This window comes from Comamonadaceae bacterium OTU4NAUVB1, assembly GCA_024372625.1.
GTDB lineage: Bacteria > Pseudomonadota > Gammaproteobacteria > Burkholderiales > Burkholderiaceae_C > Variovorax.
In genome coordinates this window covers 110156-134830 of sequence record CP099604.1, presented here as the reverse complement: position 1 = coordinate 134830, position 24675 = coordinate 110156, and the positions used below count along the sequence as shown (strand labels likewise).

Sequence of the window (24675 nt, the reverse complement as noted above, 5' to 3'; positions counted from 1 at the left end):
CGCGGCCGCGATCCCCACCGGCCCGACGGCCCTGTGGAGCGACCGGCTAGCGGGGCGCGCCGGCGCCCAGGGGCTGCGGCGTGGACAGCGGCGTCGAGGTGGCGTTGGGCGGCGGCTCGGTCGCGGGCCGGCTGAAGAAGGCGTTCAGCACCACCGCCGCGATGACGATGGCGATGACCGCGCCGATGCCCCATCGGAAAACGCGCCGGTTGTCCTGCCGGTCCCCCGTGCGCTGCCTTGCATCCTTGTTCATGATGGCCTCCCGTGCGGTTCGATGGCAGGGCAAGCTAGTGACGCCTCGCCGCCGGACGCGTCGGACATCGAGCCACCACGGCGTCGAAAAAAACCGGCCCGGGCGCGCCGCGCGTCAACGTCCGCCCGTCCGCGTCAGCCGGGCGATCTCACGTGCTCGATCAGGGCCCGCAATTTGCGGGGCTGGTTGCGGCGGTTGGGAAAGTACAGGAAGAAGCCGGGGAAGGCCGGCAGGAAGTCCTCCAGCACCGGGACCAGTTCGCCACGATCGATGTACGGCCTGAACGTGTCCGCCATGCCGATCGTCAGGCCGGTGCCTGCGAGCGCGGTGCGGATCATCAACAGCATGTCGTTGGTCGTGACCTTGGGCGCCACGGCCAGCGCGAAATCACGGCCGTCCTCGCGGAATTCCCACCGATAGGGCGCCACCTGCGGCGCGGGCCGCCAGCCGATGCAGGAGTGGTCCAGGAGGTCGCGCGGATGCCTCGGCGTGCCGTGTCCGGCGAGGTAGGCCGGGGTCGCGACCACCACCTGGCGCTGCGGTCCCGTGAGCGGGATCGCGACCATGTCCTGTTCGATGACCTCGCCCAGGCGCACCCCCGCGTCGAAACCGGCGGCGACGATGTCGGATTCGTCGTCGGTCACGGTCACGTCCAGCGTCACGCCCGGATGCGCCGCGACGAAGGCGCCGATCAGCCCGCCGGAGAGGAACCGCTCGGCGATCGACGTCACCGCGATCCGCAGCAGGCCGCGCGCCGGGCCTTCGAGCGCGGCCTCCTCGAGCGCCGCGCCGACCGCCGCGAGCGGCGCGGCGATCTGCTGGGGCAGCCGCTCGCCGGCCTCGGTCAGGCGCACGTGGCGCGTGGACCGATGGACCAGCGCGACGCCCAGGGCGTCCTCCAGCCGCCGGATGCCCTGGCTGACGGCCGAGCGCGTGACGCCCAGGTGCTCGGCGGCGGCGCGGAAATTCCGCTCCTTCGCGACGGCGATGAAGAAGCGCAGCAGGTTGACGTCGACGTCCATTGGTCAGCCATGCTAACCAGCGCGGTCAGCGGCCGGGGAGTTCTCCTGGACGGTCCGCGTGCCTAGAGTCACGGCGAGGCGGCGCGGATCGCTCCGCCGGCCAGGTCGGGAAACCGACGCCACGGCCCGCCCGCCTCCCCCCGCTTCAAACCACCCTTCGCACAGAAAGCCGATCCATGCACGCCACCGCCTCCAACGTGTCCAACCTCTCCAAGATCGTCCTCGTCACCGGCGCCAGCAGCGGCATCGGCGAGGCCACCGCGCGACTGCTGGCCGTGCACGGCGCCACCGTCGTGCTGGGCGCGCGGCGAACCCAGCGGCTCGAGCGCATCGTCGCGGACATCGTCGCGGCCGGCGGCACCGCCGAGGCCCGGGTGCTGGACGTGACCCGTCGCGAGGACGTCGACGCGTTCGCCGCCCACGCCCTGGCGCGCTTCGGGCGCATCGACGTCATCGTCAACAACGCCGGGGTGATGCCCCTGTCGCCGCTCGCCGCGCTGAAGGTGGACGAATGGGACCGGATGATCGACGTCAACGTGCGCGGCGTCCTGCACGGCATCGCGGCCGTGCTGCCGGCGATGCGGGCGCAGGGTTCGGGCCATGTCGTGAACGTCGCGTCGATCGGCGCGCACGCGGTGTCGCCGACCGCCGCGGTCTATTGCGCCACCAAGTACGCCGTCTGGGCGCTGTCCGAAGGCCTGCGGCAGGAGCATTCCGACCTCCGCGTGACGACGATCAGCCCGGGGGTGACGGCGTCCGAGCTGGCCGACACGATCTCCGACGAACGGGGCCGCGAGGCGATGAAGGCGTTCCGCCAGGTGGCCATTTCCGCGTCGGCCGTCGCGCGCGCGATCCACTTCGCGATCTCGCAGCCGGCCGATGTCGACACCAGCGAGATCGTCATCCGGCCGACCGCGAGCGCGCATTGAGCGGCATCGCCCGGGCGGGCGGCGCGGGAACCGGTCAAGATGGGGGTTCCATGCGTCCGGACGTCGAGCCGCCGCTTTCCCGCAACCCGTGAGCCACGCCCATGCCGCCTGTCTGGTGGAACGAGATCAGGAAGCAGGCCGACCGGCCTCCCGCCACGCAGCGCGTCGCCCTGGCGATCGACGGCCACGAGGTCGGCTCCGTCGCCGCGCCGCTGCTGGCGGCCATGTGCCGCGCCGACCTGCCGCTCACGGTGGCGCCCGGCGGCACGCGGGCCACGGTGCGCGGCGCGGGTTCGGCGGCATTGCGCGAGATCGCCGACTGGTTGCGCGCGAACGGGCACGCCGGGCGCTGGCGCGACGAACTGCTGGCGGTGCGCGCCGCTGGCCGGGGTCCGGCGCTGGCGGTGGTCGAGCGCGGCGTGGCCCGCAACCTGGGCCTCGCCACCTGGGCCGTCCAGCTCCACGCACGCGATCCGGATCATGGGGGCTGGTGGCTGCAGCAGCGCGCGCTGGACAAGGCGACCGATCCGGGCCGGTGGGACACCGTCACGGGCGGGCTCGTGGCGGCCGGCGAATCCGTCGCGCAGGCGCTGGAACGCGAGAGCTGGGAGGAAGCCGGCGTGCGCCTAGCCGCGCTGGCGACGCCGCCGCGCGACGCCGGCCGTTTCACCGTGCGCCGGCCGGTGGCGGATTCCGGCACCCACGGCTTCATGGTGGAGACCGTCCATGCCTTCGCCTGCAGCCTGGACGCCGGGCAGGTGCCCGTGAACCGGGATGGCGAGGTGCTGCGGTTCGACACCTTCTGCGATGGCCGCATCGACGCGCTCGTCGCCGACGGGGCGCTGACGCTGGAAGCGGCGGTGGCCGTGGCCCTGTGCCGTGGGGTCAGGGCCTGAGGCCGGCCGCCAGGCGCTTGCGCATGAAGACCGTCGCCTGCGGGTTGTCGTTGTAGCGCTCGCAGACCCGATAGCCACGTTCGGCGTAGAGGCGCAAGGCCGCTTCAAGGTCGTCCTTGCTGTCCAGGTAGATCCACTCGATGCCGGTCGCCGCGCCATGGCGCTCCATGGCGTCCAGCAGGCGCGCGGCGATGCCCAGGCCCCGGAATTCCGGGCGCACGTAGAGCCGCTTGCATTCGCGCGTCGTGCCCGCCGGCAGGCCCGGCACCTGCACCTCGCGCAGGGCGACGCAGCCCGCCGGGGCGCCATCGACCTCGGCGAGCCAGGACGACTCGCCCGGCGCGGCGAGCGAGCGGGCGATGTCCTCGACGGTGTCGCGCTGGACGATCGCCAGGGCGGTGAAATAGTCCTCCAGCAGGCGATGCAGGTCCATCGCACGCGCTGGTTCGGCACGGGAAATTCGGATGTTCATGCCCGCGATGTTAGGCACGCGCCGGTCGCAGCCGCCCTCAGCCGCCCAGCTTGGAGAGCATAAACGCCGCGAAGAAGCCGATCACCGTGATCAGGCCGGCCGCGTCGTGCGCCTCGTCGAACGCCTCGGGAATCATGGTGTCGGCCAGCATGGCCAGGATGGCACCGGCGGCCACGGCCGTGATGGCCGCGACGATCTCGGCGGAGACGCCGCTGAAGGCCACGTAGCCCAGCCACGACGCGGCCCCGGACGCCACGGCGATGGCGCTCCAGACGCCGAACACGTAGCGTGCCGACCGCCCGGCGCGCCGCATCCCCGCGGCGCTGGACAGGCCCTCGGGGACGTTGGACAGGAAGATCGCGACGACGGCGACCACACTGACCCCGCCGCCCTGGAGCAGGCTCAGGCCGATGACGATCGACTCGGGAATGCCGTCGAGCAGCGCGCCGACCGCGATGGCCATGCCGCTGCCGCCGGACGCCGCTTCTTCGGGCTGGAGGTCGGCGCGCGAACGCTTGCGATGCCGGGCCCCGCGCCGTGCCAGCCAGACGTTCACGACGGTGTAGACCAGCGCGCCGCCGACGAAGCCCAGGCCGGTCGAGTCCAGGCCGCCGCGACGGTAGGCCTCGTCCATCAGTTCGAAGGCCAGCGCCGAGATGAGCACGCCCGACCCGAACGCCATGACGCCGGCGATCACCCGCCGGGGGACCGTCAGGAACCAGGCGATCGCGGCGCCCAGGACCAGCGCCCCACCGGCGAACAGTCCCCAAAGACCGGCTTGCAGCGCGGGCGAGATCACATGCTCCCGTCCCGGTCCGCCCCCGTCGCGCCACCGGGCCGGGCGCCGCGCCGGGACGCGCCGGGGTCCCGGTGCGTCACGTGGACTTTCCCAGCCAGACCTCGACGTCCTCGACCATCACGCCGACGGCCTTCACGGCGGCCTCGAGCCGTTCGGCGGTGACGCCGAAGCGGTGGGTCCAGTACCGGACCTCGTGGTCCTCGTGCAGATTGATCCGGCTGCCATCGGCCGGTCCACGCAGGCTCGGGTCGTCAGTCATGGTGTCTCCTTCGGTTGCATCCCGGCTTCGATGCTGGCCGGCGGAAACCGCGCGCCCGTCAGCCGAAGGTTGGGCTCGTTGTCAGCAAGCGGTGCCGGCGGACCTCGACGGGGCCGCGGTTCGCGTCGCACCGAACCGCGCACGCGACGCGCGGACCGTCTCAGCGGCGTGGCAGCCGCCGAGATGGCTGCCGCAGCCCTGCGACACATCGCGGCGACGTCCGCCGCAATGGCGACGGTCGAGCAAGGGCTCTGCATCGAAAGCTTGTTATTTGTAGTACGTTGGTACTCAACTCAAACATCGCTCCTCGCCACGACGCTCACTCGGATGAACCAGATACTGCGCACCTGGACTTTCTGGATCCACGCGGCCATCGAAGCGGAGTGCCGCGCGGATGTCGAACGGCTGATCCTCGCCCGCATGCGCTTGGCGCCCGGCAACCGTCGCGCGTGCGCCCTGTTCAACGACGCGGGCGACGGCACGATCGAGGTCGTCGTGCTGTCGATCTGGGACTCGATGGACCACATCAAGGCCTTCACCGGTCCCGACCACCTGCAGCCGACGATCTCGCCGGCCCACCTGGGCAAGGTGTTCGACCGGGAACCCACCGTCCACCACTACGCGATGAACGAGGTTCCCGCGTCGCTCCGCGACTGGACCCTGGGCTGAGTCGCATCCGCCTCAACCCCACACGGCGAAGGGACGACCCGCCAACGCCTGGGCGAACAGGGCCGCCACGCCCGCGGCGTACAACGCGGCGACGAGGATGGCGCCGCGTCGGTCTCCGGCACGGAACCGCGCGATCCACCACGCCAGGAACGGGAGGACGTGCATCGCGTGGGTGGCGAAGAAATGCGGCACGCGCAGGTCGCCCGCGTCGCGCAGCCAGCCCAGCAGCGCCAGCGTGCGTGCCGGGCCGGTGGGGCCGCCGACCTGATGGCCGCCGTGCATGGCCAGCGTCCCGGCCGTCGCCAGCGTCAGCACGAAGGTCAGCACCAGCCCCGCGACGATGGCCAGGCGGACGCCGCCGTCCAGCCGGACCGAGCCGCCACGGGCGACGCCCCACGCCACCGGCAGCGTCATCGCCGTGAGCAGCAGCGACCCGACGCCCATGGCCACGTACAGCCCCGCGTCGAGCGACGTGGCGCCGTTGAAGTGCGAACCCACGCCCCGTGCCGCCTGCAGCGTGATGATCGCCTGCTCCATCGCGATGGCCGCCGCGCCGACGAGGATCGGTCCCCTCAAGACCCGGCGCTTGCGAAAGGCGCGCTCGACGAACCGGCCGAAGAAGCCGAGCGTCAGGAGGTAGACCGAAAAGGCCAACGCGAACTTGGCCGGCTTGGCCCAGACCGAAAGGCCCGCGATCGCGCGATCGTCCATCGCCCCGGCCAGCAACAGCACCGGCAGCAGGGCGGCCATCGCCAGTCCGAGGCGGGTGGTCGCCGGTTCCCAGTCGGCCCACCACCGCGTCGTCACGCAGGGAGGAAGCCCGGCGGGCATGGACCGGTCGGTGGCGCCGGATGCCGGGCGCATGGCAGCCGTCACGGGGCGATCCTGGTCGTGGTCATGGTCATTGTGATGGTCGAGGTCGCGGCCCGGTCGGCCCGCTCACGCGGTCGCGGGCGAACGCCGGGCCGCGAACGCGCGCACCGCCACGAACAGCAGGAAGCCCGCCGGACCCACGAGGAAGGTCGCGGCCAGGCAGGGCACCACGAAGGCGAACGGCACGGACCGCCGCCGCGCCTCGCGCACGTCCCAGGCGCCGATGGCCAGGTCGAACGCCAGGTAGTGCAGCCATCCGGCCAGCAGGACCGGGCGCGACGAGAACAGCCGCGCGACCTCGTCGAGCGACCCGAAGCCACCCTCGGCCCGGCCGACATGGACCAGCACCAGCGCCGTGTAGGCCATGGCGATGACCGACGGAATCCACCATGCCGCGATGCGGTCCGACCAGACCGGCGTCCACGGGCTGAGGACCAGCGCCACCCACCCCAGCAGCGCCAGCAGGCTGGCGAAGGAAAAGATCGCATCGAGGTCCATGGCCGGCTTCCTTCATCGGACACGGCGGAGGCCACGTCATGTAGACACTGTAAAGTTTAATCTGGACGCTGTCTAGATAGAATCCGGTGTTTCATCGTCCTCGGCGTCAGGAAAGGGATCGGCATGGCACGCGTTCCACGACAGATCGGCACGGCCGCGCGCGACGACCGGCCGGCCCAGCCCGCCGCAACCGGCCGACACGGCCCGGACCGGACCGTGTTGGGCAGCTACCACCACGGCGACCTCCGTGCGGCCCTGCTCGCCGCCGCGGAAGCGGAACTGGTCGAGGCCGGGCTAGCCGGGTTCTCGCTGCGCGGCACAGCGCGGCGCGCGCAGGTGAGCCACGGCGCGCCGGCGCACCACTTCGCCAACGCCGACGCCCTCCTCGGCGCGCTGGCCGATGCCGGCTTCGCCCGCCTCGCCGAGCGGATGGCGCGGGACATGGCGGCGGCCGGCGCGGCGCCACGGCAGCGCCTGGCGGCGGCAGGACGCGCCTACATCGCCTTCGCGCAGGCGCATCCGCAGCTCTTCCGACTGATGTTCTTCGGCGGACGGCCGCAGCGGCTCGCCGGCGCCTGCACGGACGGGGCCGGCGCGAGCGACGCCCCGGTCGAGGCGTTCGGCCTGCTTCGAGGCTGCGTCGAGGCCGTGATGGAACCGACCGCGTCGGCGACCGCCATCGCCGCGGGCATCACCGCCAGCTGGGGACTGGTCCACGGCATCGCCAACCTGCTGATCGAGGACGCGATGGGCTTCATGGCGCCGCTCGACGCCGGACAACGGCAGGCCGTGATCGACGACGCGCTCGAGCGGCTGATCGGTGCCTTCGAGCGCGCCGCGTGACGGCCGACGGGCCCGCGCGCCGGGGCCATGCCGACGCCACGGGGGCGGCTCAGACCGAACCGTGGCGCTGGCGCGCCAGCGCCGTTCCTTCACCCAGCGCACGAAGCTTGGCCAGCGCGACCTCGCGATCCATGGGCGCCAGGCCGCAGTTGGTGCAAGGCAGCAGGCGCTCCTTCGGGACGTACTTCAGCGCCAGGCCGATGGTCTCGGCGACCTGCTCCGGAGTCTCGATCACGTCGCTCGCCACGTCGATCACGCCCACCATCACGTCCTTGCCCGCCAGCAGGCCCATCAGGTGCGGCGGCACGTGCGAATGGAAACACTCCAGGCTGACCTGGTCGATGCAGCTCCTGGCCAGCGCCGGGAAGATCTGCTCGTACTGCAGCCACTCCTGACCCAGCGAGGCCTTCCAGTCCACGTTGGCCTGGATGCCGTAGCCGTAGCAGATGTGCACGGCGGTCGTGCAGGTGAGACCGCGCGCCGCGCGCTCGAGCGCCTCGACACCCCAGTCGACCGCGTCCTGCATGTAGACGTTGAAGGCCGGCTCGTCGAACTGCACGATGTCGACCCCGTCGGCCTGCAGGGCCAGCGCCTCCTGGTTGAGGAGGTCCGCGAACGCCATGGCCATCGCCGCGCGGTCGCCGTAGTGACGATCGGCCACGGTGTCGACGATGGTCATCGGGCCCGGCAGCGTGAACTTGATCCTGCGCTGCGTGTGCGCGCGCAGCAGCCGCGCTTCGGCGGCATGGACACGGCCCTTCAGGCGCAACGGGGCCACCACCTGCGGCAGCATGGCTTCATAGCGGTTGTTGCGGATGCCCATCCTGACCTTGTGCTCGAAGTCGATGCCCTCGACCTGCTCGAGGAAGCCGTGGACGAAATGCTGGCGCGACTGCTCGCCGTCCCCGATCACGTCGAGCCCGGCGTCCTCCTGGGCCTTGATCCACAGGAGCGTGGCGTCGGCCTTGGCCTGGGCCAGTTCGGCGCCCTCGGACTTCCATTGCGGCCAGAGTTTGTTGGTTTCCGACAGCCAGCCGGGTTTGGGCAGGCTGCCGGCGATGGCGGAGGCGAAGAGCGGGGTCGTCATGAGGATTCCTGGTGTGGGGTCCGGCGAATCCGGACTGCGATGCCGGGTCCGGACAGTGGGTTGAAGGTTGCGTCTCGAGGTCGGTCGGTAAACTGGTCCGTCGAGCGGGCGACGGTGCGCCGACCCGGGCCCCGGCGCGGTGGCCTTCCCGGTCCCGGACGACCCGGCGAGGCCACGGACCCGGCGCCGCCCGCCATCAATGTTTCTTTCCAACGAGGATCTGCATGTCTGTCTTTCTGCGAGTGTTGCGCATGGTAGCCATCGTCTGGGCCCTGGCCGCCGTCATCGGCATGGGACAGGCCGTGCGCCCGTCGATCGAGGGTCAGTCCATGCTGGCGGACTGGGCCAAGTCGTTCGGCTGGCTGGTGGGCCTGCAGCTCCACTGGACCGGCACCGAGACGCCCGAGGGCCTGCGCGCGCTCCTCGCGCGCAGCGCCCTCCAGGTGCTCTTCTACTTCGGCTGGATCGGGGCCCTGCTGGCCACCAGGGGGCACGGCAAGCCGGGCAAGGACGCGGCATTCGGGCGTTTCAAGCACCACTCCGGCATCCGCTGACCTCGCGGGCGAAACGCGGGCAGAGCCCTGCGAACAGCGACGTGTCGCGGTCGCAAGGGGCGTGGCGACGCAGCGGCACGCATGCGCCGCCGTCGTTGCCGTTCAACCCCGACCCCAGCCCCGACCCGGCCCCCGCCCGTGGCGAAACGGCAGGGCAAGTCCGCGGCCATGTGCCCGTGCCCGTGACCGTGGTGGTGATCGCGCACGCCGCGCGGAAATTTCCGGGCCGCGCGATGGCGAGGCGGTCGCGCCGCCAGGCCCGGGCGCGCCGGGATCGCGTCAGCGTCCGTTGCGGAACTTGCGCGTCAGGTCCTCGACGCGCGGCCCGCCCGCCTCGGCGCCGCTGGAGACCTTGATGATGCTCAGCGTGCGCTCGGCCCCGGCTTCGAGCGTGGCCTGGTGGACGGCCTGCAGGAGCGGCCAGATCCTTTCCGGCGGGCCTTCGACCACCGTGCCCAGGCCGTGGACTTCGTAGCGCAGGCCGGAGGACTGGATCACGGCGATGGCGGCGTCGACATGGCGGTAGCGGTCGGTGGCCGTGCCCGCCGGCCGGGGGATGACCTGGATCTCGGCCAGCACGTGGCCGCTGGGCGTCGGCGCGGCGACGACGGAGGGCGCCGGCTGGGCCCCGCTCGCCGCGCAGGCCAGGAACGACAGCGACGCGAGCGCGCGCCGGACGGGGCGCGAAAGTGGAAACGATGGATGTGCCATGAAAAACTCGTGCAGACGTCAGGTCGGCGAGCGCCCGGGGCCATCGTGCCGGCGCCGGATGGCGCGGACCCGCAGGCTCCGGGACTTGCTTCCCTGCGCGAGGATTACCTCAGTCAGGTTCGAAGGGACTTTCTCAGTCGCCACGCCTTGCGGTCGTGCCAACACCCCCAGCGGATGACCACGCCGCCGACCGCCCGGTCGCCGACATGGCCGGCGCGATTGTAGGAAGGGCGGCGCCGGGCCGTGTCGCGGCGCATCGGCGGGGTCCCCGGGCGGACCTGCCCGCCGCACGGCCCCACCTGCGGGTTTTGCCCGTCCATGCCGGGCGCGCGGATGTCGCAGACTGGTGGCCCGATCAGGCACATGGAGACAAGACGATGAGCATCACGCGGCGCGGGATCACCTTTTCCATCCTCGGAAGCACGTTCCTCGGCGGTTGCGCCGGCGTCCGGCCCACCCCGGGTCCGGCGATGTCGACGGACCGCATCGGGCGCATCGCTCCGGCACTGGGCACGCAGGTCGACCGGGGCACCTTCGCCGGCGCGGTGTCGCTGGTCGCGCACGAGGGCGCGCTGGTGCAGCACGAGGCCGTCGGGTTCATCGACGCGGCCAAGACCCGGCCGATGCCGCGCGATGCGCTGTTCCGCCTCGCTTCCATGACCAAGCCGATGACGTCGGTGCTCGCCATGATGCTGACCGAGCAGGGGACGCTGAAGATCAACGATCCCGTCACGGCCTGGCTGCCCGAACTCCGGGACCTCAAGGTCGAGACGCCGAACGGCGACGTGCCGCTGGCCCGGCCCATCACCGTGCAGGACCTGCTGATGCACACCGCCGGCTTCGTCTACGGACCGGCCAGCCCCTCGCCGCGCATCGGCAGGCTGTACGCGGACCTGAACATCGAAGCGCTGGAAGTCGACATCGCCGGCGACGAGATGCTCCGGCGCCTGGGCACCATCCCGCTGGCCTATCAGCCGGGCACGACCTGGTTCTATTCGATCGCCACCGACGTGCTGGGCCTGCTCCTGGAACGCGCGACCCGGAAGCGGCTGGACGTGCTGATGCAAGAAATGCTCATCGGCCCGCTGGGCATGACCGACACCGCCTGGTGGGTGCCGCCCGCCCGCCGCGCCCGCCTGGCCGAGACGCTGGACAGCGACCCGCTGAAGGCGTCGATGCTGCGCGCCTATCGACAGGACACCGACCCCGCGCCGCGCACCTACCTCAAGGGCGGCGCGGGCCTCGTCGGCACGGGGGCGGACTACCTCAGGTTCGCGCAGATGGTGCTCAACGGGGGCACGGACGGCCGCACCCGCTACCTGTCGCGCAAGACCGTGGAGTTCATGCTGTCCGATCACCTCGTCGGCAAGGCCGGGGTGCCGGCCGGGACCACCGGGCCGGGCTACGGCTTCGGGCTGGGGTGGGGCGTGCGCCTGTACGACGGCGTGGGCTGGACGCCGGGCAGCGTGGGCGACGCGATGTGGGCGGGCGCCTGGGGCACCAGCTTCTGGATCGATCCCCGCGAGCAACTCGTCGGGGTGCTGATGGCGCAGTGCCCGTCGAACCGCATCCACACCCGGATGCTCTACAAGAACCTGGTGTACGGGGCGGTGTCCTGAAGCACCGCCCGCGTTCGCGCCCGGCCTAGCGGGGCATCGTCCCCGCCTCGCGCGACCGTTCGGCGAAGCCCCGGACCGCCGGCAGCGCCAGCGCGGCGAGCAGCTCGACGAGCAGGCGCTCCTGCGCGGTCCAGGCGCCGTTGCCGCCGAGCACGTTGAAGGTGGCGAAGCACCGGCCGCCGGGCTCGACCAGCGGCACGTTGACCACCGCGTGCAGGCCCATGGAACGGATCCGTTGCGCGTCGTCGAACACGGCGGCGAGGGCATCGTCGCCCTCCCCCACGAACACCTCGGCGCGTTGCAGCAACTGACGCGTCCAGGCCGTGAGCATCTTGCGCTTGCGGCCCGCCACCGGGTAGTGCACCGGTCGCGAGGACCAGGCACGCTGCAGCTCGACCACGTCCGGCGCGGCGTCCGCCGGCGTGACGTTCAGGTTGACCGTGAGCAGGCCGTCGCCCAGCAGTTCCTGGCGCACGCCTTCGACGATGGCCAGGGCGGCCTCCGGCCCGGCGGCCCGCGGCAGGTCGTGGGCGAGCCGCCGGCAGACCGTCGCCGGCAGTGTCAGGCCGGGCGGCTCGGCAGGCGCGGGAGCCAGGGCAGGCACCTCATTCATTCTTGATGCCCAGGTCGCGGATGGTCTTGCCGTAACGCTCGGCGTCCTTCCTCAGGGTGTCGGCGAACAGCGCGGGCGTGGTCTGGACGACCTCGACGCCGATGCCCTCCATGCGGGTGCGGACGGCGGGGTCCGCCAGCGCGGCGTTGGTCGCCTGGTTCAGCCGTGCGACCAGGTCGCCGGGCATGCCGGCGGGGCCGAACAGGCCGTACCACACGCTCAGCTCGTAGCCGGGCAGGGTCTCGGCCACGGCGGGGACGTCGGGCAGCAGGGGCGAACGCTTGGCCTCGGTGACGGCCAGCAGCTTCAGCTTGCCGGCCTTCACGTGCGGCAGCGTCTGGGTGCCGGCCGAGAACAGCACCTGGGTCTGGTCCGCCACGGTGTCGAGCACCGCCGGCGCGCCCCCCTTGTAGGGCACGTGCACCATCTGGATACCGGCCGCCTTTTCGAACAGCACCGCGCTCAGGTGGTTGGTGGAGCCGGGGCCCGCGCTGGCGTAGTTCAGCTTGCCGGGATTGGCCTTGGCGTAGGCGATGAATTCCCGGACGGTCTTCGCCGGCACGGCGTTGCTGACCACCAGCGTGTTGACGACGTTGGCCATCTGCGCGATGGGCGTGAAGTCCTCGACGCCCCGGAAGGGCATCTTCTCCATCATCGCGGGGTTCATCGCGTGGGTGCTCATGGAGCCCACCAGCAGGGTGTAGCCGTCCGGGCGGGCCTTGGCGACGAAATTGGAGCCGATGTTGCCGGAGGCGCCCGCGCGGTTGTCGACGATCACCGGCTGGCCCATCGACCGGGTCAGCTGCTCCGCCAGGGCGCGCGCCAGGATGTCGGTGGAACCGCCGGCGGCCCAGGGCACGATCAGGGTGATGGTCTTCTCGGGATAGGCCGCGAGGGCCAGGCCGGCGGTGCCGAGGAGCGCGGCGGCCAGCAGGCCGCGTCGGAGGATGGACGTCATGGAAAAGCTCGAAGTGGAAGTTGAAGTGGAGGAAAACGGAGGAGGACGGCGGAAAACGGTTCAGCGGCCGACCGCGTAGCCCTGCATGCCGCGCGGGTTGGCGGCCGCCCGCAGCACGAGCCGGCCCCGGGCGTCGCGCTCCTGGGTGCAGGCCGACAGGCGGCTCTCGGACCACGGCTCGCCCACCCGCACCTCGTGGCCCGCGGCGCGCAGGGCCTCGATCACCGCCGGATCGAAACGCGATTCGATGCTCAGGCGGTTGAGGGTGGTCTGGCGCGGCCAGAACGAGGCGGGGAAGTGGTCGACGTGCCAGGCCGGCGCGTCGATGGCCTGCTGCAGGTTCATGCCGTGGACCGCGTGGCGCAGGAAGAACGCCGGCGACCACTGGTCCTGCTGATCGCCCCCGGGCGTGCCGAAGGCCATGTAGGGACGCCCGTCGCGCAGCGCCATCGACGGCGACAGCGTGGTGCAGGGCAGCACGCCGGGCGTCACGGTGTTGGGCAGGCCCTCGTCCATCCAGGTCATCTGCAGGCGGGTGTTGATGGCGAAGCCGAGCGCCGGAACGGTCGGGCTGGACGACAGCCAGCCGCCCGACGGGGTGGCGGCGGCCATGTTGCCGTGCCGGTCGATCACGTCGATGTGGCAGGTGTCGCCGACGAAGACCTCGCGCTCGGCCCACTCCGCCACCGGCGGCAGCGCGGCGAAGGTCGGCTCGCCGATGCCGAAGCGCAGGTCGGCGGACTCGACGGTGCGCTGCGCCACGGCGAGGTCCGGCAGGCGCGGCGCGCGGCCCCCGGGGTGGCCGGGCCGGAAGTCGGCCGAGGCGCGTTCGCCGGTCTCGGCCCAGCGCGCGCGCAGGTAGTCGTCGCCCAGCAGCGCGGCCTGCGCGTCGGGCGAAGCACCCGGCGCGGCGCCATACCAGGCGGCACGGTCGGCCATGGCGAGCTTGGCGGCTTCGGCGATGCGGTGCACGAAGCCGGCGGTGTGCGGCGCGTGGCGTTCCAGCCCGGCGTGGCGCAGCATGCCGATCTGCTGCAGGAAGGCCGGACCCTGGCTCCAGAAGCCGCACTTGGCCAGGGTGTAGCGGCCGAAGTCCATCGTCAGCGGCGACTCGACGCTGGCGCGCCAGTTGGCCATGTCGTCGTAGCGCAGCAGGCCGCCGTGGCGCTCCCCGCTGGTGTCGCGGACTTCGGCGGTGCGGTAGTAGCGATCGATCGCCCTGGCGACGAAGCCGCGATACCAGATGTCCACCGCGGCGTCGATCTCCGCGGTGCGCCCCGGTCCGCGCCGCTGCGCCTCGTCGATCAGCCGCTCGTAGGTGGCGGCCAGCACCGGCAGGCAGAACAGCGCGCCGGGCGCGGGCACCCGGCCGTCGGGCAGCCAGGTCTCGGCCGACGACGTCCATTGCGTGCGGAACAGGTCCTGGACCGCGTAGATCGCCTGGACGGCGCGTTCGATCAGCGGGAAACCGTCGCGCGCACAGGCGATCGCCGGTGCCAGCACCTCGGCGAGCGACCAGGTGCCGTGGTCGCGCAGCACGCGCATCCAGGCCCCGAAGGCACCCGGCACGGTCGCCGGGAGCAGGCCGATGCCGGGCACCTGTTCGAACCCCAGGCGCCGGAACGTCGTCACCGAGGCCTCGGCCGGCGCCACGCCCTGGCCGTTGACGGCGAGCATGCGCTGCTCGGCCTCGCTCCACAGCAGCAGCGGCACCTCGCCACCCGGACCGTTCAGGTGCGGCTCGACCATCTGCAGCACGAAGCCGCCGGCCACCGCCGCGTCGAAGGCGTTGCCCCCGCGCTCGAGCACGCCCATCGCCGTCTGCGAGGCGAGCCAGTGGGTGGACGAAACGACGCCGAAGGTGCCGGTGATCTCGGGACGGGTGGTGAAAGTGCTCATGGGGATGCGGTCGGACGGCGTGGAAAACGTGAAGCATGAAATAGACCAGGGGGCATGTCCATGCATGACAGAATGCATGGATTGCTATACCTCGCCCACCCATGAGCCCGCGCCCCGCGCCCCTTCCCGATGCCCTGGAGAACCGGCTCAAGCTGCGGCACTACACCCTGCTGATCGCCCTGGCGCAACACCGCTCCGTGACCCGCGTGGCGGAGATGCTGGGCACCAGCCAGCCGACCGTGACCCGGGCCCTGGCGGACATCGAGGAGATCTTCGGCACCCTGCTGTTCGTGCGGACCGGTCGGGGGCTGGCGCCCACCGTCGCGGGCGAACTCGTGATCGCCCGCGCCAGCCACACCGTGGCGGAGAACCAGGCGCTGGTGCGGGAGCTCGACGGCGTGCGGGTCGGGCGGCGGGGCCGCCTGCGGCTGGGGGTGCTGCCCTACGCCTCCGACCGGGTGCTCGACCTCACCTGGGAACACCTCTTCGCCTACCAGCCACGCCTCGGGGTGGCGTCGGTGGAAGACCTCACCGGCAACCTGCTGCGTGCGCTGCACGAACGCTCGCTGGACTGCGCCATCTGCCGGTTCTCCCAGGCCGAGGTCGACGCCGACCTCCAGCAGGTGCTGCTCTACCAGCAGCAGCCCCGCCTGGTGGTGGCCCGCCCCAGCGCGGCCCGGCTGGGCGGCTACCCGCACATCGACATCGCGCAGCTCTCGGACATGGACTGGCTGTTCCCGCCCGCCGACACCCCCATCCGCCAGGTGATCGACGCGCTCTTCTCCGGTGCCGGCAAGCGGGCGCCGGTGCCGCTGCTGGAGGCCTACGCCGTGCGCACGATCGCCTCGGCGCTGCGACGCCTGCCGCGCGGGGTCACCATCCTGCCGGACGACATCGCCCAGGCGGTGGCGCAGGACGGCGCCGGCGAGGTGCTGCCGCAGGCCCTGCCCTGGTCCCTGCCCCCGGTGGGACTGGCGTGGCTGAAAGGCTCGCCCAAGGAGGCGGTCATCACGGGACTGCGCGACGCCATCCTCGCGGGGCTGCGGCCGGCCGGGTAGTCACGCGGCGCGACGCCGCGTCGTGCCCGGGCCACGCGCCATTCACCCGGGGTTCAGCCTGGGCACGGACACTGCGGCGCGCGTGACGCGTTCGCCAGCCGGACCCCGGATGCGGTGGACCGGTGGCCCGGAAGGATGCGGTTCCGGCGTGTCGCGAGCACCTTTTCCAAGTTCAAAGTTCCAGAAAGCCCGGACCCGAATGACCAGAGGTTGCGTGAAGATCCAGCTCGGGCTCTGCTACGTCATCGAGATGTTCGTCGGCGACGAGTCGCCGCGGCCGGACGGTGGCGCGAGCGCCGTCGGCTACGCCCTGTTCGACCTGCAGCACCGGCAACTCACGCAGGTGTTCGCCTTCTTCGGGGACGTGCTGTCGGCCGCGCAGGCGATGGCGCTGGTCTAGCGCCCGTGCACCCGATGCGACGTCGACACGGCCGGCCGCCGGGCATCGTGGCCGTCGGGACCCTCGTGGCGCTCGGCGCGCTGGGCGGGACCTGCCTGCCGGCGCGCGCCCAGGTGCCAGCCGGCCAGTCGGTCGAGGCCGGCCGGCCGGAGCCGTTCAAGCTCACCCTGGGTTCCTACGGCATGGCGGGGGGCGGCATGCCCGCGGGCCCCGGCCTCGACGTCAACCTGCGCTACACGTACGGCAAGGGCAATGTCTGGCTGGGGTAGTTCCGCTCGCCGGCCCTGGGATTCTCGGAACCGCGCGGCGGCTGGGACGACGTCTTCACGTGGGGGGACGTGCGAATCCTGCCCTCGCTGCAGGCCGCGTCGGGCGGCTTCCTGGGTGGCGCGCTGGCCGTCGAGGCGGGCGAGCGCTGGTTCGCGGGCGCGGGGCTGGGACGCACCAACCTGCGCCCCTACGTCAACCTGAACTTCGATCCCAACGATGCCTACACCCTCTACGGCGGCCTTCGCTGGAGCGAGGCGAGCTCGATGACGCTGCAGGTGGTGCGCGACAACCGGACGCAACCGGACCAGCAGCACGTGCATCTGGTCTGGCGCCAGAAGCTGTCGGGGGGCGACAGGTTCATCGTCGACCTGCTCGCCAAGCAGGGCACCGTCGAGGGTCGGTTCATCCGCCGGACCGGGCTGTCCCTGGGGTATGACTGGCCGACGTGGTCGGCCCGGGCGGCGTGGGATCCGAAAGTCAACTTCACGGCGCAGAACATGCTGCGACTGTCCCTGGCACGCCATTTCTGAGGATCCCAGGTCGCCCGGCGCGGACTTGTCCACTATTGCCGGTTGCCAATTGCCACTCTCCAATTGACCGTCGCTAGTTGCCAGTCGCCAGTCGACGATTGCCGAATCCAAATGGCCATGCGCGTCGCCGCCCGCCCAATTGGACATTGCCGACCCGCCGCCAGGATCGGCGCCTACAAGTCGAGGCCGCAACGGGACGAAGTGGTTCAAACGCACTACGTCGCCTAGTGCATCTGCAGGCCTGGACCGCGCGATCCGCTGCTTACGATCACCGGACCCGCCGTCGATGCGCGCGGCCTTCCGCACGACGACCGCGCGCGATGCCCAGGCATCGACGACGGGTGCGAATGCGGCCGCAGAGCCGTATCGCGCATCGACGTCGCTTTTTTTTCCATTCCACCCATCCACAGAAGAAATCATCATGTTCGACAAGACCGAAGGCGCTTTTCAAAACATCGCCGGCCGCGTGCAGGAAGCGTTCGGCGCCGCCACCGGCGACACCGGCACCGAATACGCCGGCAAGGCGCGCCGCGCCGCCGGCGGTGCCCAGTACGGCTACGGCCGGATCGTCGAGTCCTTGCGCGAGGCGGCCGTGAAGAACCCCGTCGGGACGGTGGCCGTCGTCGCCGGCGCGTGCTTCGTCCTCGGGGCCCTCTGGTCCGCCAAGCGTTGATGCGCCGGAGGACCTGACCCCATGATCCATTCGAACGAAGCCGTCGTCACGGCACCGCGCCTCGCGCCCATCGCGCGCATCTCCTGGGGGGCCGTCGTGGCGGGCCTCTTCCTCGCCCTGGTGACCTACCTGTTCCTCGGCGTCCTGGGCACCGCCATCGGTGCGGGTTCCATCGACGCGATGGGCGAGCGCAACCCGCTGGCGGGCTTCGGCACCGGCGCGGGCGTGTGGGTCGGCGTCTCGACCCTGCTCGCGCTGGCCGTCGGTGCGTTCTTCGCCGGCCGCGCGGCCCCGGGCAAGGGCGTCCTGCACGGCGTGCTGTGCTGGGCGGTCACCACGCTGATCACCGTCTACGCGCTGTCCTCGCTGGCCGGCGGCGTGGTCGGCACCGCCACCCGCGTGGCGGGCAGCGGCATCTCGCTGGCCGGTCAGGGCGTCGCCGCCGTCGCGCCGGGCATGGCGTCGGGCGTGAAGGAGCAATTGCAGAAGAACGGCATCGACTTCGATTTCTCCGAAGCCCGCAAGGAACTCGAGTCCCTGCTGCGCCAGTCCGGCAAGGCCGAGCTCGATCCGGCGGTGCTGAAGTCCAAGGCCGGCGAGGCGCTCAAGGATGGCAAGGCCGCCGCCGGCGACGCCACCGCCAAGCCCCAGGACGCGGGCAACGAGCTGAGCGCCTTCTTCGAGCGCCTGCGCAACAAGGCCGAACCCGGCCTGGACGCGGCGGACAAGGAAGCCCTGGTCAACATCATCGCCGCGCGCACCGGCAAGGGTCGCGCGGAGGCCGAAGCGATCGCGTCGAACTATCAGCGCACGTACGAGCAAGCCGTCGCCAAGTACGACCAGCTGAAGGCGCAGGCGGAACAGAAGGCACGCGAAGCGGGCGATGCCGCTGCCAAGGCGGTGAGCCAGGCGGCCTGGGCCGGCGTGGCGGTCATGCTGCTGGGCCTCGCCATCTCGGCCGCCGCCGGCTTCCTGGGGCGACGCACCGCGCTGCGCCTGGAGACGGCCGCGTCGCACGCGACGGCATGAGCAGCGGCCGGAGCCCGGATCGCCGACCGCCATCGGCGAGCGACCACGCGGCGGACCTCGACGCCCGCGTGGGGGTCCGAGGCCCGAGCGTCGGCACGCCGCCGGCGCGGCGGCACGCGCAGACCTCCCGGCGCTCCGCCGCGCCTCACCGATCTCCAACCCATCCCATGAAAAAGACGCGCGTCACTGCCTGCGCCGCCATCGTCCTGCTCCTGAGCGCGGGTTGCGCCTCGCAACGCATCGCCAGTGCGCTCGAGCGGTACGGCGTTCCCCCCGACAAGGCCGAATGCGTCGGCGATAGCCTGTCCGAACGGCTGTCCTTTTCCCAGCTGCAGGCCCTGAACCGGGCGGCCAGCACCTACCGCGCGATGGACCGCGGCAGCGTGTCCCTGACCTTGCTCGATCTGGCGCGGGTGGCCGCCGAGGTGCGCGACCCCGTCATTCCGCTGGAGATCGTCCGCGCGGGCGTGAAGTGCGCGGTGCTGCCCCCCGGCGCGATGCTGGGCCGGCCGCGCTGAAGCGCGGTCCGCCCGGCGCGCGCGGGAACGCCCGGCGCACCGGGTGGCGGTCGACCGCGCCTGGATTCCGGTCGGGCCGGCGCGGCCGGCCGCGATGCTCAGTCGGCCGTGATCTTGCGTTCGCGGATGATCCGGCCCCACTTGACGTTCTCCTCCGCGATGAACTTGCCGAGTTCCTCGCGGCTGGTCGGGCCCGCGGTCTGGCCGTGCTTGAGCAGGTTCTGCGCACGTCCGGGGTGTTGAGCACCTTGACGATCTCGGTGTTCCAGCGGTCCAGCAGCGGCTTGGGCGTCTTGGCGCCGCCCGAAGGCGCACCAACATGGACGCGCGCACCTTCGCGTCGGTCTGCACGTTCGTGGCCTGAGGCACGGCCAGCGGGCGCGCCTTCAGAGGAACATGAACGCTGCCGCCGCGACGCAGGTCGGGCCCAGCGCGCCGAGCAGCAGGCCGCCCGCGCCGATGGTCTCGTCGGCGAAGCCGCGCTTGAGCAACGCCACGCCCGCGGGATTGGGGGCGTTGGCGATCACGGTCAGTCCGCCCCCCGCCACGGCACCCGCGACGAGCATGTACTTCGACGGGTCGGAAATGCCGACGATCAGCGAGCCCAGGTAGGTCAGCGCGGCGTTGTCGGTGATGGCGGTGAGTCCGAGCGCGCCCACGAACAGCGCCACGGGTGCGAGTCCGGAGACGATCGGCTGGAGCCACCATTGCTGCATGCCACCCAGCACCACCAGCCCCGCCAGGAAGAACCCGACCAGCAGCGCCTCCTTCAGGATGAGCGGACTCTGGTGACGCTCGTAGGCCTGGGTGAAACCGAGGAACATCAGGAAGAGGCCGAGGAACACGACCGGATGGTGGGCGAAGAGCACCACCCCGGCCAGCAGCGCCAGGTGGACGGCGACCACCGACAGCGGCATGCGGGCGTGCGCCGGCACGGCCCCCTCGCCCGCCGGCGCGGGCCGCAGATGCCGGCGCAGGATGCCGGTGGCGAGCGTGGCGTTCAGCAGCACGGCCAGCGCCGCCTTCCAGCCGAACGTGGCCAGCATGAACGCGCTGTCCCACTGCCAGGTGGTCGCCACCATCAGCACCGGCGGCGCGGCATACGACGTGAGCGTCCCGCCGATGGAGACGTTGACGAAGAGCACGCCGAGCGCCAGATACTTCAGGCGTTCGGGCACGTCGGGCCGGAAGATCTGCGGCGCGAGCATCAGCGCGGCGATCGTCATGGCGGCGGGCTCCGTGATCAGCGAGCCGAGCAGGGGGACGGCGGCCAGCCCCAGCCAGGCCGTCGCGAGCGGCGTGCGAACCGGCGCGATGCGCGCGAGGGCATCGACCAGCGACATCACGGTGCGCAGCACGGGACGCGACGCCGCGATCACCATCACCACGAAGACGAAGAGCGGTTCGGTGTAGTTGCGGGACTCCGCATAGTCCAGGGCACTGCCGCCGCCGACGACGACCGCCATCAAGACGACCAGGACGATGGCCCAGAACCCGAAGACGACCTCGACCTCGCCGAGCAGGTGAAACAGGCCGGCATGGCGCGGGTAGCGATGGGAAAGGCGCTCGAACTGCTTGGCGCTGAAGGTGTGCAGCAAGGCGACAGCGAAGATGGCTGCCGCGATCCACTGGATCGGGGTGTCGGACATGAGGTTCCTGGCGTGGCGAGACCGCGCGGCGGCCCGACCTGCGCAAATCCTGGAATGCCCGAAACGGCATGCCACCCGATCCGCATTTTATTCGAATCGGGCGGAACGGCGCCGGCCACGGCGGCGGTTTCGGGCCATCGGACATCGGTTCCGTGCATCGTCGCGGCCGGGCGCGACACCCGGCCCGGCGATCGCCGGGGACGCCGCGACCGCCGCGCGCCGGGTGCTGGACGGGTTCAGCCCCGGGGATGGAAAAGGGCCGTCGCGCGCATGGCCGTCGCGCCGTCCGGTGCCAGGGCGCGCAGGGCGAGGCGGTCCGCACCGTCCGGGTCGGCGCACAGCGCCAGCGGCTCGTCCACGAAAAGCGGTTGCAGGCCCTTGAAGTCGAACGCGTCGAGCGTCCGACCGGGCCACGCATCGCGGGCAAGCGCCTGCAGCAGGGTGGCCGTCAGGGGGCCGTGCACGACCAGGTCGCGGTAGTGCTCGACCTCGCGGGCGTACGGCCGGTCGTAGTGGATGCGGTGACCGTTGAAGGTCAGCGCCGAATAGCGGAACAGCAGCACCGGGTCGGGCCGCAACGCGCGCCGCCAGCGCGCCGGCTCCGCCACGGCGTCCGGGGCCGCGGGGGCCGCGGGGGTCGTCGATGCCACCGCGGCGGACGACGCCTCGCGGTAGACGATGTCCTGCTCCTCGACGATGCGGTCGCGGCCCGCGCTGGCGATGCGGTGCGTGACGGTGACGAAGCACATGCCGCCGCTGCGCCCGGCCTTGGGCGTGACGCGTTCGATGCGGCTGACGCGCGTGGCCGTGGCACCGACGGGCAGCGGCGCCAGGTAGCGGATGCGGCTGCCCGCCCACATGCGGCGCGGCAGCGCCAGCGGCGGCAGGAAGCCTTGCGGCGTGCGCACCGGATGGCCGTCGTCGCCCAGTTCGGCCTGCGCCGCGACCGGGTTGAAGAACAGCCACTGCCAGCCCGGCGGCAGCGCATCGCCCGCGCGCGGCGCGGGACGGTCCAGCGTGGCGGCCAGCGCGGCCACGGCCTCGGGCGCGATGGCCGCGACGGCACGTTCCTCGCGGCCCACCCACGCCTGGCACCAGGGGTCGTCCGCCAGGGACGTCCGGTCGTTGGCGGTCATCGCTTCATCCCACGGTGGGGTCGGCTTCGGTGCCGGCGACCACGCCGGCGTCGTGCAGCCGGCCGATGGCCGCGCCGTCCAGGCCCAGCACGTCGTGCAGGACCTCGTCGGTGTGGGCGCCGAGCAGCGCGGCCGGCGCGGTGGGCGCGCGCGCCAGACCCGCCGCCCGCAGCGCCGAGCCGGCGGCGATGTGCTCGCCGACGCCGGGGGTGTCGATGCGCTCGAACACCGGATTACGGGACGCGTCGAAGCGCGGATCGCGCGCCAGCAGCTCCGACACCGTGTCGTAGCCCCCGTAGGTGGCGTTGCCGGCCTTCAGTTCGCGCTCCGCGCACGCCCGGTCGCGCGCGGCGAACCAGGGCACCAGGAGGTCCGCGATCGCGTCGCGGGCCTCGAAACGGCAGGCTTCGTCGGACAGGTCGAGCCCCGTGCGCTGCTGCAGATCGGCCACGCCAGCCGCGATGCCGCAGGCCGACACCAGGCATTTCCACTGGCCGGCCGAAATCGCCACGACCATCAGCCGCTGCCCGTCGGCGGTCGCGAAGTCGCGTCCGAAGGCGCCGTAGAGGTGGTTGCCGATGGACGGCCGCTCCTGCTTCAGGAGCTCGACCTCGGCCAGCACGCCCAGGTGCGACAGCAGGGTGAAGGCGGTGTCGGACAGGGCCAGCTTCAGCTCGGCCCCCTCGCCGGTGCGCCGGCGCCGGTCCACCGCCGCCAGGATGCCGAAGGCCGCCTGGTAGGCGCAGGCGATGTCCCAGGCCGGCAGCACGTGATTGACCGGTCGCTGCGCGGAGCCGTCGCCGGTCACCAGCGGGTAGCCGGTGGACGTGTTGACCGTGTAGTCGACCGCCGTGCTGCCGTCGCCGTTGCCCTGGATGGTGCAGCTGACGACGTCGGCGCGCCGCCCGGCGAGCACGCCGTGGTCCAGCCAGGGCGTGCCGATGTTGGTCAGGAGCACGCCGGCCTCGGGACCGGGGGCGGTGACCAGCGCCTGGATCAGTTCGCGGCCCTCCGGGCGGCGCAGGTCGACGGCGACCGAGCGCTTGCCCTTGTTCAGCGCCGTCCAGTAGAGGCTGCGGCCCCGCCCCTGGGGATGCGGCATGCGCGGCATGCGGCGGTAGTCGATGCCGCCACCGATCATGTCGATGCGGATCACGTCGGCGCCGTGCTGAGCCAGGGTCAGCCCCGCGAGGGGCGCGGCGATGAAGGCCGAGCTCTCGATGACCCGCAGCCGGTTCAGGAAGGGATAGGTCATGCGGGTCAGGCGCGCTCGAACACCGCCGCCAGCCCCTGCCCGCCGCCGATGCACATGGTCTCCAGGCCGTAGCGCGCGCCGCGCCGGTCCATCTCGTGCAGCAGCGAGGTCATGATGCGCACGCCCGTCGCGCCGACCGGATGGCCCAGCGAGATGCCCGAGCCGTTGACGTTGAAGCGCTCCGGATCGTTCCAGCCCCACCCCTTGGCCACCGCCAGGGCCTGGCAGGCGAAGGCTTCGTTGAGCTCGACCAGGCCCATGTCGTCGAAGCCCAGGCCGTTGCGCGCGAACAGCTTGGCCACCGCCGGCACCGGGCCGATCCCCATGTGCGAGGGCTCGCAGCCGGCCGCCGCCCAGCTGTGCAGGTAGCCGATGGGCGTGAGGCCGAGCGCCTCGAGCCGGTCCTCGGCCACGATCAGGCAGGCCGCCGCCGCGTCGTTCTGCTGGCAGGCGTTGCCGGCGGTGACGACGCCGCCCTTGGCGATCGGTCGGAGCCTGGCCAGCTGTTCCAGCGTGAGGTCGCCGCGGATGCCCTCGTCGCGTTCCACCCGCACCGGGTCGCCCTTGCGCTGGGGCACGTCCACCGGCACCACCTCCTGGGCGAACTTGCCCGACGCCCAGGCGGCGGCGGCGCGCTGGTGGCTGCGCAGCGCGAAGGCGTCGGATGCCTCCCGGCTGATGCCGTGGTCGCGCGCCAGGTTCTCGGCCGTCTCGATCATTCCGCTGATCCTGCCGAAGCGCGATTCGGGCTGCGAACGCTCGCGGCCACGCTCCAGCCGGTCGTGGAATGCGACCGTGCCCGCGCGCTTGCCCCAGCGCATGTCGGTGGTGTAGTACTCGACGTTGCTCATGCTCTCGACGCCGCCGGCCATGACCACGTCGGCCACGCCGGTCTGCACCATCATGGCGGCCGTCGCGATGGCCTGCAGGCCGCTGCCGCAGCGGCGGTCGAGCTGCATGCCCGCCACGCCGATCGGGAAACCCGCCTGCAGCGCGATCCAGCGGCCGGTGCAGGGCACCTCGCCGTTCATGTACGAATGGCCGAAGACGACGTCCTCGATGCGGGCCGGGTCGAGGCCGGTGCGCTCGACGATGGCCCGGGCGACGGTCGCGCCGAGTTCCTCCACGGGCACGGTCCTCAGACCCCCGCCGAAGGCACCGATGGGCGTGCGGAGGGGCGAGACGATGGCTGCGCGTTTCATG

General features: G+C 71.9%; 29 protein-coding genes, 1 pseudogene and 1 riboswitch. Of the genes and pseudogenes, 13 read left to right on the top strand and 17 right to left on the bottom strand.

The features are described from left to right. Positions 1-46 precede the first annotated feature (46 nt). Both NF681_02835 and NF681_02830 read right to left on the bottom strand, forming a co-directional pair. On the bottom strand, positions 47-253 hold the full coding sequence (locus NF681_02835) for a hypothetical protein (GenBank protein ID UST52871.1): 207 nt from the start codon (positions 251-253) through the stop codon (positions 47-49). Between the two features lie 134 nt (positions 254-387). Next, positions 388-1275 (bottom strand): LysR family transcriptional regulator, encoded by an 888-nt coding sequence (locus NF681_02830; protein ID UST52870.1) that lies wholly within the window; start codon positions 1273-1275, stop codon positions 388-390. A gap of 197 nt (positions 1276-1472) precedes the next feature. Between NF681_02830 and NF681_02825 the strand changes: the two genes are divergently transcribed. Beyond that, a complete protein-coding gene (locus NF681_02825) occupies positions 1473-2204 on the top strand; it encodes an SDR family oxidoreductase (GenBank protein ID UST52880.1) in 732 nt (243 codons plus the stop codon). A gap of 101 nt (positions 2205-2305) precedes the next feature. After that, on the top strand, positions 2306-3100 hold the full coding sequence (locus NF681_02820; protein ID UST52869.1) for an NUDIX domain-containing protein: 795 nt from the start codon (positions 2306-2308) through the stop codon (positions 3098-3100). Here NF681_02820 and NF681_02815 read toward each other — a convergent pair. The 3 genes from NF681_02815 to NF681_02805 form a co-directional block, all read right to left on the bottom strand. Next, a complete protein-coding gene (locus NF681_02815) occupies positions 3090-3572 on the bottom strand; it encodes a GNAT family N-acetyltransferase (GenBank protein UST52868.1) in 483 nt (160 codons plus the stop codon). The genes NF681_02820 and NF681_02815 overlap by 11 nt on opposite strands. 37 nt (positions 3573-3609) lie before the next feature. Continuing rightward, on the bottom strand, positions 3610-4368 hold the full coding sequence (locus NF681_02810; GenBank protein UST52879.1) for a ZIP family zinc transporter: 759 nt from the start codon (positions 4366-4368) through the stop codon (positions 3610-3612). Between the two features lie 79 nt (positions 4369-4447). Beyond that, entirely contained in the window at positions 4448-4630 is a 183-nt protein-coding gene (locus tag NF681_02805; protein UST52867.1) for a DUF3606 domain-containing protein, read from the bottom strand. 327 nt (positions 4631-4957) lie between these two features. Here NF681_02805 and NF681_02800 point away from each other — a divergent pair, with 327 nt between their 5' ends. Next, a complete protein-coding gene (locus NF681_02800; protein UST52866.1) occupies positions 4958-5299 on the top strand; it encodes a hypothetical protein in 342 nt (113 codons plus the stop codon). Positions 5300-5311: 12 nt separating this feature from the next. Here NF681_02800 and NF681_02795 read toward each other — a convergent pair whose 3' ends face one another. Then, positions 5312-6175 carry a hypothetical protein gene (locus tag NF681_02795; protein ID UST52865.1) on the bottom strand — a complete coding sequence of 288 codons (864 nt, stop codon included), beginning with the start codon at positions 6173-6175 and terminating at the stop codon, positions 5312-5314. A gap of 63 nt (positions 6176-6238) precedes the next feature. Next, positions 6239-6670: an ABA4-like family protein gene (locus NF681_02790; GenBank protein UST52864.1), complete on the bottom strand. Its 432-nt coding sequence runs from the start codon at positions 6668-6670 to the stop codon at positions 6239-6241. 123 nt (positions 6671-6793) lie between these two features. Here NF681_02790 and NF681_02785 point away from each other — a divergent pair, with 123 nt between their 5' ends. Next, complete coding sequence (locus NF681_02785) at positions 6794-7513, top strand: TetR/AcrR family transcriptional regulator (protein UST52863.1); 720 nt, start codon at positions 6794-6796, stop codon at positions 7511-7513. Between the two features lie 49 nt (positions 7514-7562). Here the strand turns inward: NF681_02785 and NF681_02780 are convergent, their stop codons facing one another. Further along, positions 7563-8600 (bottom strand): methionine synthase, encoded by a 1038-nt coding sequence (locus NF681_02780; protein ID UST52862.1) that lies wholly within the window; start codon positions 8598-8600, stop codon positions 7563-7565. A gap of 251 nt (positions 8601-8851) precedes the next feature. Between NF681_02780 and NF681_02775 the strand changes: the two genes are divergently transcribed. Next, positions 8852-9154, top strand: a complete 303-nt coding sequence (locus tag NF681_02775; protein UST52861.1) for a hypothetical protein — start codon at positions 8852-8854, stop codon at positions 9152-9154. A gap of 279 nt (positions 9155-9433) precedes the next feature. On the opposite strand, the gene NF681_02770 is transcribed toward NF681_02775, so the two are convergent. Continuing rightward, entirely contained in the window at positions 9434-9865 is a 432-nt protein-coding gene (locus tag NF681_02770; protein UST52860.1) for a thiamine-binding protein, read from the bottom strand. 73 nt (positions 9866-9938) lie between these two features. Continuing rightward, a riboswitch (TPP riboswitch) is annotated at positions 9939-10044 on the bottom strand. Positions 10045-10335: 291 nt separating this feature from the next. On the opposite strand from NF681_02770, the gene NF681_02765 reads away from it, so the two are divergent. Continuing rightward, positions 10336-11484, top strand: a complete 1149-nt coding sequence (locus NF681_02765) for a beta-lactamase family protein (protein ID UST52859.1) — start codon at positions 10336-10338, stop codon at positions 11482-11484. A gap of 25 nt (positions 11485-11509) precedes the next feature. Here the strand turns inward: NF681_02765 and NF681_02760 are convergent, their stop codons facing one another. From NF681_02760 to NF681_02750, 3 genes are read right to left on the bottom strand one after another with little or no spacing between them, the layout of a single operon-like run. After that, a complete protein-coding gene (locus NF681_02760) occupies positions 11510-12097 on the bottom strand; it encodes a GAF domain-containing protein (GenBank protein UST52858.1) in 588 nt (195 codons plus the stop codon). After that, positions 12090-13055: a tripartite tricarboxylate transporter substrate binding protein gene (locus NF681_02755; GenBank protein ID UST52857.1), complete on the bottom strand. Its 966-nt coding sequence runs from the start codon at positions 13053-13055 to the stop codon at positions 12090-12092. Before NF681_02755 ends, NF681_02760 begins: the two co-directional genes overlap by 8 nt. Before the next feature lie 60 nt (positions 13056-13115). Beyond that, complete coding sequence (locus NF681_02750) at positions 13116-14954, bottom strand: gamma-glutamyltransferase (protein ID UST52856.1); 1839 nt, start codon at positions 14952-14954, stop codon at positions 13116-13118. Between the two features lie 101 nt (positions 14955-15055). On the opposite strand from NF681_02750, the gene NF681_02745 reads away from it, so the two are divergent. The 7 genes from NF681_02745 to NF681_02715 all read left to right on the top strand — a co-directional run bounded on the left by NF681_02745 (position 15056) and on the right by NF681_02715 (position 19432). Next, positions 15056-16012, top strand: a complete 957-nt coding sequence (locus NF681_02745; GenBank protein ID UST52855.1) for a LysR family transcriptional regulator — start codon at positions 15056-15058, stop codon at positions 16010-16012. Positions 16013-16226: 214 nt separating this feature from the next. Further along, entirely contained in the window at positions 16227-16412 is a 186-nt protein-coding gene (locus tag NF681_02740) for a hypothetical protein (protein ID UST52854.1), read from the top strand. A 14-nt stretch (positions 16413-16426) separates the two neighbouring features. Next, complete coding sequence (locus NF681_02735; GenBank protein ID UST52853.1) at positions 16427-16681, top strand: hypothetical protein; 255 nt, start codon at positions 16427-16429, stop codon at positions 16679-16681. Positions 16682-16750: 69 nt separating this feature from the next. Next, the gene (locus tag NF681_02730; GenBank protein ID UST52852.1) at positions 16751-17212 is read left to right on the top strand and encodes a hypothetical protein; all 462 of its coding nucleotides are present in this window, start codon (positions 16751-16753) and stop codon (positions 17210-17212) included. Positions 17213-17498: 286 nt separating this feature from the next. Then, entirely contained in the window at positions 17499-17885 is a 387-nt protein-coding gene (locus tag NF681_02725) for a CsbD family protein (GenBank protein ID UST52851.1), read from the top strand. A 21-nt stretch (positions 17886-17906) separates the two neighbouring features. Then, complete coding sequence (locus NF681_02720; GenBank protein ID UST52850.1) at positions 17907-18914, top strand: hypothetical protein; 1008 nt, start codon at positions 17907-17909, stop codon at positions 18912-18914. 167 nt (positions 18915-19081) lie between these two features. After that, complete coding sequence (locus tag NF681_02715) at positions 19082-19432, top strand: hypothetical protein (GenBank protein ID UST52849.1); 351 nt, start codon at positions 19082-19084, stop codon at positions 19430-19432. A 98-nt stretch (positions 19433-19530) separates the two neighbouring features. Here the strand turns inward: NF681_02715 and NF681_02710 are convergent. From NF681_02710 to NF681_02690, 5 genes and pseudogenes are all read right to left on the bottom strand, one after another. Continuing rightward, positions 19531-19730 (bottom strand): annotated as a pseudogene (locus NF681_02710) (tripartite tricarboxylate transporter substrate-binding protein). Positions 19731-19818: 88 nt separating this feature from the next. Then, a complete protein-coding gene (locus tag NF681_02705) occupies positions 19819-21081 on the bottom strand; it encodes a putative Na+/H+ antiporter (GenBank protein ID UST52848.1) in 1263 nt (420 codons plus the stop codon). Between the two features lie 236 nt (positions 21082-21317). Beyond that, positions 21318-22217: a MaoC family dehydratase N-terminal domain-containing protein gene (locus NF681_02700; protein ID UST52847.1), complete on the bottom strand. Its 900-nt coding sequence runs from the start codon at positions 22215-22217 to the stop codon at positions 21318-21320. 4 nt (positions 22218-22221) lie between these two features. Next, on the bottom strand, positions 22222-23472 hold the full coding sequence (locus tag NF681_02695) for a CoA transferase (GenBank protein UST52846.1): 1251 nt from the start codon (positions 23470-23472) through the stop codon (positions 22222-22224). Between the two features lie 5 nt (positions 23473-23477). Then, positions 23478-24674 (bottom strand): acetyl-CoA C-acetyltransferase, encoded by a 1197-nt coding sequence (locus NF681_02690; protein ID UST52845.1) that lies wholly within the window; start codon positions 24672-24674, stop codon positions 23478-23480. Position 24675 lies beyond the last annotated feature (1 nt).

Coding starts and splice junctions, on each gene's coding strand:
- NF681_02835 (UST52871.1), bottom strand. CDS start 253: ATGAACAAGGATGCAAGGCAGCGCACGGGGGACCGGCAGGACAACCGG.
- NF681_02830 (UST52870.1), bottom strand. CDS start 1,275: ATGGACGTCGACGTCAACCTGCTGCGCTTCTTCATCGCCGTCGCGAAG.
- NF681_02820 (UST52869.1), top strand. CDS start 2,306: ATGCCGCCTGTCTGGTGGAACGAGATCAGGAAGCAGGCCGACCGGCCT.
- NF681_02815 (UST52868.1), bottom strand. CDS start 3,572: ATGAACATCCGAATTTCCCGTGCCGAACCAGCGCGTGCGATGGACCTG.
- NF681_02805 (UST52867.1), bottom strand. CDS start 4,630: ATGACTGACGACCCGAGCCTGCGTGGACCGGCCGATGGCAGCCGGATC.
- NF681_02800 (UST52866.1), top strand. CDS start 4,958: ATGAACCAGATACTGCGCACCTGGACTTTCTGGATCCACGCGGCCATC.
- NF681_02790 (UST52864.1), bottom strand. CDS start 6,670: ATGGACCTCGATGCGATCTTTTCCTTCGCCAGCCTGCTGGCGCTGCTG.
- NF681_02785 (UST52863.1), top strand. CDS start 6,794: ATGGCACGCGTTCCACGACAGATCGGCACGGCCGCGCGCGACGACCGG.
- NF681_02780 (UST52862.1), bottom strand. CDS start 8,600: ATGACGACCCCGCTCTTCGCCTCCGCCATCGCCGGCAGCCTGCCCAAA.
- NF681_02775 (UST52861.1), top strand. CDS start 8,852: ATGGTAGCCATCGTCTGGGCCCTGGCCGCCGTCATCGGCATGGGACAG.
- NF681_02770 (UST52860.1), bottom strand. CDS start 9,865: ATGGCACATCCATCGTTTCCACTTTCGCGCCCCGTCCGGCGCGCGCTC.
- NF681_02765 (UST52859.1), top strand. CDS start 10,336: ATGTCGACGGACCGCATCGGGCGCATCGCTCCGGCACTGGGCACGCAG.
- NF681_02760 (UST52858.1), bottom strand. CDS start 12,097: ATGAATGAGGTGCCTGCCCTGGCTCCCGCGCCTGCCGAGCCGCCCGGC.
- NF681_02755 (UST52857.1), bottom strand. CDS start 13,055: ATGACGTCCATCCTCCGACGCGGCCTGCTGGCCGCCGCGCTCCTCGGC.
- NF681_02750 (UST52856.1), bottom strand. CDS start 14,954: ATGAGCACTTTCACCACCCGTCCCGAGATCACCGGCACCTTCGGCGTC.
- NF681_02745 (UST52855.1), top strand. CDS start 15,056: ATGAGCCCGCGCCCCGCGCCCCTTCCCGATGCCCTGGAGAACCGGCTC.
- NF681_02735 (UST52853.1), top strand. CDS start 16,427: ATGCGACGTCGACACGGCCGGCCGCCGGGCATCGTGGCCGTCGGGACC.
- NF681_02725 (UST52851.1), top strand. CDS start 17,499: ATGCGCGCGGCCTTCCGCACGACGACCGCGCGCGATGCCCAGGCATCG.
- NF681_02720 (UST52850.1), top strand. CDS start 17,907: ATGATCCATTCGAACGAAGCCGTCGTCACGGCACCGCGCCTCGCGCCC.
- NF681_02715 (UST52849.1), top strand. CDS start 19,082: ATGAAAAAGACGCGCGTCACTGCCTGCGCCGCCATCGTCCTGCTCCTG.
- NF681_02705 (UST52848.1), bottom strand. CDS start 21,081: ATGTCCGACACCCCGATCCAGTGGATCGCGGCAGCCATCTTCGCTGTC.
- NF681_02700 (UST52847.1), bottom strand. CDS start 22,217: ATGACCGCCAACGACCGGACGTCCCTGGCGGACGACCCCTGGTGCCAG.
- NF681_02695 (UST52846.1), bottom strand. CDS start 23,472: ATGACCTATCCCTTCCTGAACCGGCTGCGGGTCATCGAGAGCTCGGCC.
- NF681_02690 (UST52845.1), bottom strand. CDS start 24,674: ATGAAACGCGCAGCCATCGTCTCGCCCCTCCGCACGCCCATCGGTGCC.